This window comes from Acidiphilium sp., assembly GCF_049977125.1.
In the GTDB taxonomy this organism is placed as follows: Bacteria; Pseudomonadota; Alphaproteobacteria; order Acetobacterales; family Acetobacteraceae; genus Acidiphilium.
The window spans coordinates 1-11,019 of sequence record NZ_JBMFGY010000103.1 but is presented as its reverse complement, the minus strand read 5'-3'; the positions used below and the strand labels follow the sequence as shown (position 1 = coordinate 11,019).

The 11,019-nt window shown below is 65.9% G+C and carries 9 protein-coding genes; 3 read left to right on the top strand and 6 right to left on the bottom strand.

The window, feature by feature from the left end:
- A partial coding sequence (locus tag ACP5E6_RS13500) for a beta strand repeat-containing protein (protein ID WP_427954813.1) occupies positions 1 to 2,426 on the bottom strand: 2,426 nt, incomplete at its 3' end.
- 166 nt (positions 2,427 to 2,592) lie between these two features.
- On the bottom strand, positions 2,593 to 4,338 hold the full coding sequence (gene mutL, locus ACP5E6_RS13495; RefSeq protein WP_427954812.1) for a DNA mismatch repair endonuclease MutL: 1,746 nt from the start codon (positions 4,336 to 4,338) through the stop codon (positions 2,593 to 2,595).
- A gap of 53 nt (positions 4,339 to 4,391) precedes the next feature.
- Between mutL and ACP5E6_RS13490 the strand changes: the two genes are divergently transcribed.
- Positions 4,392 to 4,613, top strand: coding sequence for a hypothetical protein (locus tag ACP5E6_RS13490; protein ID WP_427954811.1), 222 nt, complete (start codon positions 4,392 to 4,394; stop codon positions 4,611 to 4,613).
- A gap of 16 nt (positions 4,614 to 4,629) precedes the next feature.
- Positions 4,630 to 5,523 carry an alpha/beta hydrolase gene (locus tag ACP5E6_RS13485; protein WP_427954810.1) on the top strand — a complete coding sequence of 298 codons (894 nt, stop codon included), beginning with the start codon at positions 4,630 to 4,632 and terminating at the stop codon, positions 5,521 to 5,523.
- Here ACP5E6_RS13485 and ACP5E6_RS13480 read toward each other — a convergent pair whose 3' ends face one another.
- The 4 genes from ACP5E6_RS13480 to ACP5E6_RS13465 all read right to left on the bottom strand — a co-directional run bounded on the left by ACP5E6_RS13480 (position 5,524) and on the right by ACP5E6_RS13465 (position 9,515).
- The gene (locus ACP5E6_RS13480; protein WP_427954809.1) at positions 5,524 to 6,735 is read right to left on the bottom strand and encodes an MFS transporter; all 1,212 of its coding nucleotides are present in this window, start codon (positions 6,733 to 6,735) and stop codon (positions 5,524 to 5,526) included. It lies immediately after the preceding gene.
- Between the two features lie 54 nt (positions 6,736 to 6,789).
- Positions 6,790 to 7,368, bottom strand: coding sequence for a DUF3035 domain-containing protein (locus ACP5E6_RS13475; RefSeq protein WP_427954808.1), 579 nt, complete (start codon positions 7,366 to 7,368; stop codon positions 6,790 to 6,792).
- Positions 7,369 to 7,459: 91 nt separating this feature from the next.
- Positions 7,460 to 8,200: an HAD family hydrolase gene (locus tag ACP5E6_RS13470; protein WP_427954807.1), complete on the bottom strand. Its 741-nt coding sequence runs from the start codon at positions 8,198 to 8,200 to the stop codon at positions 7,460 to 7,462.
- 64 nt (positions 8,201 to 8,264) lie between these two features.
- Positions 8,265 to 9,515: an NRAMP family divalent metal transporter gene (locus tag ACP5E6_RS13465; RefSeq protein WP_427954806.1), complete on the bottom strand. Its 1,251-nt coding sequence runs from the start codon at positions 9,513 to 9,515 to the stop codon at positions 8,265 to 8,267.
- Between the two features lie 126 nt (positions 9,516 to 9,641).
- Here ACP5E6_RS13465 and cysS point away from each other — a divergent pair.
- On the top strand, positions 9,642 to 11,019 hold a 1,378-nt coding region (cysS, locus tag ACP5E6_RS13460), incomplete at its 3' end, for a cysteine--tRNA ligase (RefSeq protein WP_427954804.1).

Sequence of the window (11,019 nt, the reverse complement as noted above, 5' to 3'; positions counted from 1 at the left end):
CCATCGCCGGTCGTGGTGTCGACGATCACGCCGGCATTGACCACGGTCCAGCTTGCCAGCGACGAGCCGAACACCGCGGCGATGGTCGAAGCGCTCGCGACCTGCGCGCCCTGGGCGATCGATGTGTAGGCCGCGGTCAGGGTCAGCCCGTTATAGAGTCCGGTCGCGGTGGCAGCACCCAGAGTGACATCGGTGCCGCCGTGCCCGTCCGACGCCAGCGCGAATTCATCGCCGGTGAACTGTCCGACCATGCCGTAGGTCACCACCACTTTGCCGTGTTCCGACAGCGTGAGGTAGCCATTGGCGAAGGTGGCGGCGTCGAGTTTGGTCTTGGCGAAATCCAGCTGATCCTTGGCCGAGAATCCGAGGATCGCGCCGATGATGGTCGAGTGCGGATCGACCACGATGGTATTGGCACTCGCGCCGAGCACCACGCCGAGCCCGGCGGTGCCCTCGATCGTGCCGGCGTTGATGATCGTGCCGTTCATCGAGTAGGCGCCGTAATGCCCGGTGATGACCCCACCCGCCTTGTTCTCGATCGTCCCGGCGAGCGCCACCACGCCGTAGCCGGTGGCTTGATCGCCCTCGATCAGGCCGGAATTCACCACCGTCGCGTTATCGACGAACACGCCGTATTTACCGCTGATCGTGCCGTGGGTCGTGTTGGTGATCTGCCCGGAGCTCAGATACACCCCATCCGTCGTGCTGCCGGTGATCAGACCGGCATTGGCGATGGTGCCGACGCCGATGTTCACGCCAGTCATGCCGCTGATCGTGCCGGCGTTGGTGAGCGTGCCCTGATCGCCGATCAGCAGCCCGGTCCCCGCCGCATCGGCGATGATCCCCCGGTTCACCACCGTCCAGTTCCGCGCTCCAGAACCATAGACGCCGCTGCCTTCCGTGCCGGTCACATCCGCCGCGGCGGTGAAACTGGTCTGCAACGCGCTCAGGGTGAAACCGGAGCCGTAGCTGCCGGTGACGATTTCGCGCCCGATCGTGACATCGGTGCCGCCGATCCCGTCGCTGCTGAGGGTGAATTCGCTGCTGTTCAGTTGCCCGGTCAGGGCGATCGTGTCGGTCACGCCCTTGCCGGACAGGGTGAGCACGCCATCGGCGAAGTGCTCCTTGGTGATCGACGCGCCGGCAACATCGAGCGTATCGCCGGCGATGAATCCCGCGACATTGCCGACGATCCGCGAGCCCTTGTCGATCACCAGATCGGTGTCCGAAATCCCCATCGCGATCGCATCGCCGCCCGGCGCGGTGCTGCGGATCAACCCGGCATTGACGATGGTGCCGCCGGCAAGCGTGATGCCGAGCGATCCCTCGATGATGCCGTAGGAAGCATTGGTGATCCGGCTCGGCTGCTGGCCCAGCCCGACATAGATCCCGATCCCGTCCGAGGCCGAACCGGCGATGATGCCGAAATTCTCGATCGTGCCGGCATTCACCCCCGCCGCGGTCGGGCCGAGAATGACGCCGCTGGCCTGATTGATCAGCGCGCCGCTGAACACATAGGCGGCACGTCCCGCGCTGGTGTTCTCCGCGATCGTCCCGGCATTCACCAGCGCGCCCGAGCCGAGCGCCACGCCCGACCCCGCACCGGAATTCACGTCGATCACGCCGTTGACGGCAATGGTCACGACGCCCTGGGAGATATTCACCGCATTGCCGTAAAACCCGGCACTCACGATGCTGCCCTGGTTCACCAGTGTCACGCCGTGATCCAGAGTCGAGTTGATCCCGCCGGAATTGAGGTTGAACGTCGATCCGTTGGTGATCGTGGTGGAAAGTGCGGTGAGTTCGAACGGGCCGCTATAGGTGCCGCTCAGGGTTTCCGCCCCCAGCGTGATGTTGGTGCCGCCCTGGCCGTCGCTGTAGAGCCCGAACTCACCGGTGTTGAAGCCGCCGACCAGCGACAGGCTGGCGACCGCGCTGCCCTGATCAAACAGGGTCAGCGTGCCGGCGGCGAAACTCTCGCTGGTCGCGGTGATGCCGGCGAGGTCGATACTGTCGCCCTGGACGAATCCGGCGATGCCGCCCTCGATTATCCCGCCCTGCACCAACGTCAGCGCATCCGCAGCCCCATTGCCGAAGGATACGGCAGCGCCGGTGCCGAGGGCCAGGATCGTCCCGGCATCGACCAGCGTGCCGGTGCCGAGATAGACACCGACGCTGCCCTCGACCAACCCACCGATCCCATTGGTGACCAACCCCTGTGACAGTGAAATGCCGGTCTGGTTGGTGTTGCCCTCGACCGTGCCGAGGTTGAGCAGGGTGAACAATGTGCCGTAGGCGCCGCTCACCGCCGCGCCATAGCCATAGGTCGTGATCACGGCGGTATCGATGATCGTGCTCGAACTGACCGAGAGGGTGACGCCAGAGGTGATGGTTCCGGAAACGGTGCCGGCGAGTGAGGACGACATTCAAAACTCCTGCCCTGCGGGCGTCGCGTTGTTTCGGGAAACCGGACACGATCGAGGTGTATTTATTTATTGAGACAAAACAGATGTCTGGCGATTAACTAACCAGCTCGGGCAAATACGCAACCTAGTTATGCGATCACGATTCCGCCAACAGCGCAAGCCTGGGTCAGCCGGCACGACCGAACATCCGCTCCAGATCGCCGCGTGTCAGTTTCACCACGGTCGGGCGCCCGTGCGGGCAGGTCTGGGCGAGTTTGGTCGCTTCCATGGCGCGCAGCAGCGCGGCCATTTCGTCGAAGCCGAGGCGACGGCCGGCGCGGATCGAGCGGTGGCAGGCCATCCGGATCAAAATGGCATCGAGTCGGGACGAAAGGGCGGTCGCGGTCGCGGTTGCCGCAATCGTGTCGGCGATGTCGCGCAGCAGGGCGAGCGGATCGGCCGGGCCAAGCGCGGCGGGCAGGGCGCGGATCAAAATGGCGCCGGCGCCGAATCCCTCGATCGACACGCCGAGCCGCGCCAGATCATCGGCCACCGCCAGCAGCCGCGCCACATCATCATCGGGCAGATCGAGCGGCACCGGCGAGAGCAGGAACTGGCTTGCAATGCCGCCGGCCTCGCGCTCGGCGCGCAGGCGCAATTCGGTCAGGCGCTCATGCGCCGCGTGCTGATCGATCAACAGCAGCGCGCCATCGCCGATCTGCGAGAGGATATAGGTGTCGAATACCTGGGCGATCGGCGTGCCGAGCGGATAAGCCGTCGCATCCGCCGCGGGTTCGGCCCGTCGCAGGCTCGGCGGCAGATCGAACCCAAGGGCGACTTCGGCCTCGGCGAACCCGCGCGCCTGCGATCCCGGCGCGGATTGCGGCGGATACGACCAAGCGGTGTTGCGCGGTGCCGGTCCCAGCCGGAGCGAGGGGGCCGCCGCGACGCCGGCGGGCGTTGCCAGATGGCGCTGGATCGCGCCGATCATCAGGCTGCGCACCGCGTCCGGCGCGGCGAAGCGCAGTTCCGATTTCGCCGGATGGACATTGACGTCCAGAAGATCCGGCGGAATCTCGAGCCACAGCGCCGCCAGCGGATGCCGTCCGGCCGGGATGATGTCGCGATAGGCCACCCGTAGCGCCATCCGCAGCAGCGGATCGCGCACCGGGCGGGCATTGACCATCATGTGCTGATGCCGCGCGGTCGCCCGGGTCAGGCTGGCGGGCGAGATGAAGCCGCCGAGGGTGATGTCCTCGCGTGACGCCTCGAGCGCGATCAGCGCCTCGGCATCGCCCCGCCCATACAGGGCGGCGACGCGGGCGCGGCGATCCTGCGCCGGCAGATCAAAGCTGGTCGCGCCATCGATCGTCAGGCTGAACGCCACGCCGGCGGCCGCGAGCGCCAGATGCCGCACCGCATCGGCGCATGCCGTGGCCTCCGCCGTGATGGTCCGCAGAAACTTCCGCCGCGCCGGCGTGGCATAGAACAGATCCTCGACGATCGCGCTGGTGCCGAACGGTGCCGCCACCGGCGCGATCGGCCCGACCGCCCCGCCGGCCACGACGATTCGCGCCGCCGTGTCCTGGCCGTGGGGGCGTGAGGTCAGGGTCAAACGTGCCGCCGCGCCGATCGAGGGCAAGGCCTCGCCCCGAAACCCGAGTGTCGCGATCCGCACCAGCGCCTCGTCGTTCAGTTTCGAGGTCGCGTGGCGCGTGATTGCGAGTGTCAGCTCAGCGGCGGGAATGCCGGTCCCGTCGTCGGTTACCTCGATCCGTGCGATGCCGCCGCCATCGATGCTGACCGCGATCCGTCGCGCACCGGCGTCGAGCGCGTTTTCGACCAGCTCCTTCACCGCCGCCGCCGGCCGCTCGATGACTTCGCCGGCGGCAATCCGGTTGATCGTGGCAGGGGCGAGGAGACGGATCGTCATGCGATCATGTAATGCGGTTCGGTCATGGAAGTCCAAGGCAGGCGTGATGGCGGATGCGCATGAACGTCAACGGCAGGGTCGCGGTGCTCACCACCCCGCCGGAAACCGCTGCCCGGGTCATTCTCGATGCGGTGGCACAGGCGCGCGCGCGGGGACTGATCGGCGCCGATGCCGATGCGATCGACGCGCTCACCCGCCTGCTGGCGGTGCGGGCCGGGAACATGATCGGGCGCCGGCTTGGCAAACCGGCCAGGATCGTCAACTCTGCGGGCTGAAAGCAAAGGATTTCTCATGGCCAGTCTTGCCGCGCATCTGCTCAATCCGGTCCTGCGTTATCAGGTCAGGCGCAAACTCTCCGGCGCGGGTGATCCGGAGTCGGTGCGGCGCGCCTTCAAGACGCCGCTGCCGGTGCCGCGCGGCGTGCGCTATACCGAAGCGGTGATCGGCGGCATTCCAGGCGAATGGGCCGAACCGACCGCAGGCGCCCGCCCGGCGATGACGCTTTTGTATCTGCATGGCGGCGCCTATCTGGTGTGTTCCGCCGAAACGCATCGTCCGATCACCGGGGCGCTGGCCCAGCGCGGCATTCGCGTGTTCGCCGCCAATTACCGGCTGGCACCCGAACACCCGTATCCGGCGGCGGTCGAGGACGGGCTCGCCGCCTATCGGGGGCTGCTCGAGCAGGGCATCGCGCCCGATCGTCTCGCCATCGCCGGGGATTCGGCGGGTGGCGGGCTGGCGCTCGCGATCCTGCTGGCGGCCAGGGAGGCGGGGCTGCCGATGCCGGCGCGGGCCGTGGTGTTTTCGCCCTGGACCGACCTGGCCGGCACCGGCGCCAGCGCGATCGAAAACGACGGTCGCGATCCGATGATCGTCGGCAGCAAGATCGCCCAGGGGGCCGAGATGTATCTTCACGGCGCCGATCCGCTCTCGCCGCATGCATCGCCGCTCTATGGTGATCTGACAGGGTTGCCGCCGCTGATGATCCATGTCGGCGCCAACGAGGTGCTGCGCGATGACAGCGTGCGCTTCGATGCCAAGGCGCGCGCCGCCGGGGTTATCAGCCTGCTGCGGATCTGGCCGGTGGTCGCGCATGTGTGGCCGATGTTTCATCGTTTCGTCCCCGAGGGACGGCAGACCCTCGATGACAGCGCCGCCTTCATCCGCGGCGCCGCGCGGGGGTGATCAGATGCCTGACGTGCGGTGGCGCCGGCGTTCGTTGAGACCGAAATAACCCAGCGCGAGGGCAGGGGCGGCGGCGCCGACCAGAGCGACCAGGGGCCAGCCGCCCCGGAGCAGCAGGCCGCTCGCCACCGCCGATCCGATCGCGCCGCCGGCAAAGAATGCCGCCATATAGGCCCCATTCAGCCGCGCCCGCAGTTCGGACGCCAGCGCATAGATCGCGCGTTGACCCAGAACATTATTCGCCTGCACCCCGAAATCCAGCGCCACGCCGGCAAGCGCGAGCAGCACCACGCTGTGCTCGGCCGCGCCCAGCGCCGAGATGCCGAACGAGGCCAGGATCAGCGCCAGGGATACCGCGCTGGCGATCCGCCCGAACCCGGCATCGGCCAGGCGACCGGCGATCGGTGCCGCGATGGCGCCCGCGGCGCCGACCAGCGCGAACACCGCGATGCCCAGTTGGGTGTAATGGAATTGCTCGGTCAGATAGATCGGCACCGCCGTCCAGTACAGGCTGAACACACCGAAGGCGGCGCATTGATAGGCGGCACGGCGGCGCAAGGTCGGCTCGGTGACGAACAGGCGGAGCATGCTCAGGATCAGCGCGCCGTAGCGTTCCCGCGCCTTCGGGGCGACGTGGGGGAGTTTGCGGCGCAGCACCACAACGAGACCGGCGATTCCGACGGCTGAGATGGCGAACACGGCGCGCCACCCCAGCGCATAGGCGATGATGCTGGCGATCGGGCGGGCGAGCAGAATGCCGAGGACCAGCCCGCCCATCACATTGCCGACGACCCGGCCGCGCGTTCGCTCCGGGGTCAGGGTCGCGATCATCGGCACCAGGATTTGCACCGCGCTCGAGCCCAGACCGATCAGCAGGGCGGCGGCGAGGAACACCGGCCAGCTCCACGCCGCCGCGGCGAGCGCGAGGGCGAGCACCGAGATGGCGATCAACCGGGTGCTGAGCGCGCGATTCTCGATCAGGTCGCCCAGCGGCACCAGCAGCAACAGGCCGGTGGCGTAGCCGAGTTGGGTGAAGGTGACCAGAAGGCTCGCGATCGGTTTCGGCAGATGCAGCGACGGCGCGATCAACCCGACCAGCGGTTGGGCATAATACAGATTGGCGACCACCACTCCGGCGGCGACGGCGTAGAGAGTCACCAGACCGGCCGAGGGCGCGACCTGGGGACGGTCGTGGATCAAGACATCAGACATGGCACGGGATATGACCCGATCATCAGCGGCTTCAACCGCCGATCCGCGCGATGATCAGAAAATACTGAAGATCCGGCCGAGCAGCCCCTTCGGTTTGCCCGGGGTTTCCTGCGGCGTCGCGCCGGAGGTGGCCGATGCGCCGAGCGCGGCGTTTTCCTGCAGTCGGCGTTGTTCCGCTGACGCGTTCACGATTTTATCGTCCTTGGAACTGCCGCCCATCGACATCAGCGACGCGACGAAGCCCGGGCTGCGGCTTTCGAGCTCGGCCTGATGATCGACAGTCGTGCGGATTCCGGCCGGTGGCGTCGGGCCGGCGGCCTGAAGCAGCGCCTCCTGGCCGGGGCCCATGCTGGAATCGCCATTGGCCAGCGCGGTCTGCGGCGCCATGACCTCCTCCGCCTGCGTCGCGGCGGAGATTTGCTGCGGCCGGGGCGCGCCGGGTTGCGGGGCCGGCAGTGTCAGGCCCGGCGGCATCGACAAGGGAGCCTCGGTCGCGACATCGTAGGCGTCCGGCGGGGTAACCTCGAGGCCGAAGGTTTTCGAGGCGCCACTGCAACCGGCAAGGCCGAGAGTCGCGACGGCCACGATGGCGACGAGGGTGAGCGGTGCGGCCGGTTTGGAGTTTCGGATCATGACGCCTCCTTATCGCCGCGCGATGGCGCGGGCAAGGGAGCCGGGTTGAGGTTGCGCGCCGCGCCGCCGGCCAGCCCCGATCGTTGTGACGTCATCGCGCTCGACTGTGCCAGGATTGAAGCATCGCGAGCGTCACCATGCCGCCCTCGATCGCCGGATTGCGGGTTTCGAGATCACCGAGATGCGCCACGGTTTTCAGCGCCTGCGAAAAATCCTGGCCGTCGGTATAGGGGCTGATGGTAATCACGCAGCCCAGCCCGGCCGCGCGGGCGGAGTCCAGCCCGTTGCGGGAATCCTCGATGGCCAGGCATTCCGCGGCAGGCAAGCCGAGCCGTTCAAGCGCCAGCGTATAGACATCGGGTGCGGGTTTTTTGCGGGGCACTTCATCACCGGCGGCGATTGCGTCGAACCAGCCCACCGCCTCCGGTGCGAAGGCCGATTGCAGCAGCGCGTCGATATTCGGCCGGCTGGTGGTGGTCGCGATGGCGCATTTCACCCCCGCATTCCGTGCCTCATGGATCAGCCGCAGGATTCCCGGCCGTGGTCCCAGCGCGCCCTCGGCCATCCGTTCGGTATAGATCGCGGTTTTGCGCTCATGGATCTGTTTGATGCCGGCCGGCGGGATATCGACGCTGCCGTCGAACTCGTCGATGTAATATCTGATGCGCTCCTTGCCGCCGGTGACCGCGAGCAACTCGCGATACAGCGCCCGATCCCATTCCCAATCGAGGCCGATTTCGGCGAAGGTCGCGTTGAAGCTGATGCGGTGGAGTTCCTCGGTTTCGGCCAGGGTGCCGTCAACATCGAAGATCAGGGCGCTTAGTCTTGACATGCGGACCTTTCAGAGGAGCGAGTCGTTCCGTCGTGTCGAACGGAACCTGCAAAACCATTGGTCATCAAAATAACCCCGCGCCCGAGAGGCCGCCATAGACACCCAGGCCGGCAGTGATTGTGGACAGGAACAGAACGACCCACAAGTACCAGCCCCTGAGCCTGAGATGGGGGGGCAGGGCGCGCATCGCCAGTGCGATCAGAAAGCCGAGCACCAGGGGCAGCAGTAGCGCATTCATCACCTCGACCGCGATGTTCAGCAGCACCAGATTGGGAACCAGCCCGACCAGCACGGCGCCCGCGATCAGACAGAAGGCATAGACCCCGTAGAACCATTTCGCTTGGAGCGGATGATCCTCGAGGGAGCGCCGATAGCCCGCGACCTCGCCGAGCCCCCAGGCCAAGGCGAGCGACGCGACGATGGCGGCGATCAGGCCGGCACCCAGCACCCCGACGCCGAACACCAACCGCCCGATCGTGACACCGAGAAAAGGTGTCAGCGCATTGGCGATGTCGCCCACCGAGTTCAGGCTGGCCTGATGATTGCGCACGCCGATGGTCGCCGCCGCGGCGATCAGCACCGCCGCCATCACGAGTTGGGTGATGACGGCGCCGATGGCGGTATCCCAGCGGGCGTATTTGAAATCGGCCGGGGTCAGTTTTTTATCCGCGATCGCCGATTGCTGATAGAAAATCATCCACGGCATGATCACCGCGCCGATATTGGCCGCGACGAGATACAGATAGGCCGCATTGCCCAGCGCGGGCTGGAAGGTTTGCACGGCCATGCTGTGCAGGTCGGGATGGGCCATATAGGCCATGCCGAAAAACACGAATTCGAACAAGCCAAGGCCGATGGCGACGCGCTCGACCCGGCGGTATGATCCGGTGAAGGCGATGATCAGGAGAAACAGCGTCGCCAAGGTCAGGGAAATGCCCCGTGGGACGCCGTATAATGCACCGACGCCGGCGACACCGGAAAACTCGGTGAGCAGGGCACCGATCGTCGCGATCGTCAGGCCCGCCGCCGAGAGCCAGGCCCAGCCGGGGCCGAATGTGTCGCGAATCAGCTCGCCATGGCCTTTCCCGGAGAAAATGCCGAGGCGCACGGTAAGCTCCTGCACGACATAGAGGATCGGCATCAGCAGGAATTGCAGCAGCAGGAGCCGATAGCCCCAGGCGACCCCTGATTGCGCCGCGGTGATGATGCTGCCGACATCGGTATCCGCGAGCATCACCACCAGACCCGGCCCGAACACGGCCAGAAACCGCAGACGTGACGGACGGCGGACGGGGGTCGTGGTAGTCTGCGACACGTTCGTCTCCATTGTTTCTGCGAATGAGAACTATTCGCATTTCTTGCCGTCTTCGATACCGGACCGCCAGAGTCCTGTCAATATCGTCCGGTTGACATCCCAAAGCCTGCGGCGGAAATGCTGGCCATGATCCAGATCAAGCTGCACAACACGAAAACCAGGCGCCGCGAGGTGCTCAATCCGATCGATCCCCATCATGTGAAACTCTATGTTTGCGGGCCGACCGTGTATGACCGCGCCCATATCGGCAACGCGAGGCCCGTCGTGGTGTTCGACGTGTTGGTGCGTCTGCTGCGGCACGTGTATCCGCGGGTGACCTATGTGCGCAACATCACCGACATCGACGACAAAATCAACGCGCGGGCGCGTGAGAGTGGCGAGACGATCCGGGATGTCACCATGCGCACGGCGCAATGGTTCCATGAGGACATGGCCGCCCTTCATGCCGTGCCGCCCGACATCGAACCCCGCGCCACCGAGAGCATCCCCGAGATCATCGCGATCATCGAACGGTTGATCGCGGGGGGGCACGCCTATGCGGCGGAATCCCATGTGCTGTTCGCGGTCGGTTCCGACCCCGATTATGGCAAGTTTTCCGGCCGTTCGCCCGACGAGTTGCTGGCTGGCGCACGCGTCGATGTTGCGGCGTATAAGCGCGATCCGGGCGATTTCGTGCTGTGGAAACCATCCTCCGATGATCTGCCGGGCTGGGACAGCCCGTGGGGCAGGGGGCGTCCGGGCTGGCACATCGAATGCTCGGCGATGATCCATCAGTATCTTGGCGAGAACATCGATATTCACGGCGGCGGCACCGATCTGATCTTTCCGCACCATGAGAACGAGATTGCGCAATCGTGCTGCGCCTATCCGGGGTCCGAGTTTTCGCGGGTGTGGATGCATAACGCGATGGTGCAGGTCAATGGCGAGAAAATGTCGAAATCCCTCGGTAATTTCCGCACGGTGCAGGATGTGCTGGCGATGGCGCCGGCGGAGGCAGTGCGGTTTCTGCTGCTGAAAACCCATTACCGCAGCGTGATGGATTTTTCGGATGCCGCGCTGGGGGAGGCGAAGCGGGAGTTGGACCGGTTTTATCGGGCGTTGCAGAAACATGCCGATGCGCCGGTGGTGAGCGAGATTCCCCCGGTGGTGCTGGACCGGCTGGCCGATGATTTGAACACGCCGGGGGCCATCGCGGCCCTGCATGGGCTGGCTGATGCCGCGCTGGGCGGCGATCCACTGGCGGCGTCGAAAATGCGGGCGACCGGGGTTTTGCTCGGCTTGTTCAACGTCACGCCCACGGAATGGTTTCAATCCATGAGGGTCCGCTTCGACGACAAATCGGATATGAAGGCCAAACTCACGACATTCGAATCATCGGCGGTCGATCAATTGATCGCCGAGCGCATCGCGGCACGGCGCGCCCGTAATTTCGCCCGCGCCGATGCCATCCGCGACGAGCTCGCGGCACAGAACATCATCCTCGAGGATTCCGCTTCCGGCACGA

Excerpts from the sequence above, each read along its gene's own strand:
- ACP5E6_RS13490 (WP_427954811.1), top strand. The coding sequence starts at position 4,392 with ATGCGCATGAACGTCAACGGCAGGGTCGCGGTGCTCACCACCCCGCCG.
- ACP5E6_RS13480 (WP_427954809.1), bottom strand. The coding sequence starts at position 6,735 with ATGTCTGATGTCTTGATCCACGACCGTCCCCAGGTCGCGCCCTCGGCC.
- ACP5E6_RS13485 (WP_427954810.1), top strand. The coding sequence starts at position 4,630 with ATGGCCAGTCTTGCCGCGCATCTGCTCAATCCGGTCCTGCGTTATCAG.
- ACP5E6_RS13475 (WP_427954808.1), bottom strand. The coding sequence starts at position 7,368 with ATGATCCGAAACTCCAAACCGGCCGCACCGCTCACCCTCGTCGCCATC.
- mutL (WP_427954812.1), bottom strand. The coding sequence starts at position 4,338 with ATGACGATCCGTCTCCTCGCCCCTGCCACGATCAACCGGATTGCCGCC.
- ACP5E6_RS13470 (WP_427954807.1), bottom strand. The coding sequence starts at position 8,200 with ATGTCAAGACTAAGCGCCCTGATCTTCGATGTTGACGGCACCCTGGCC.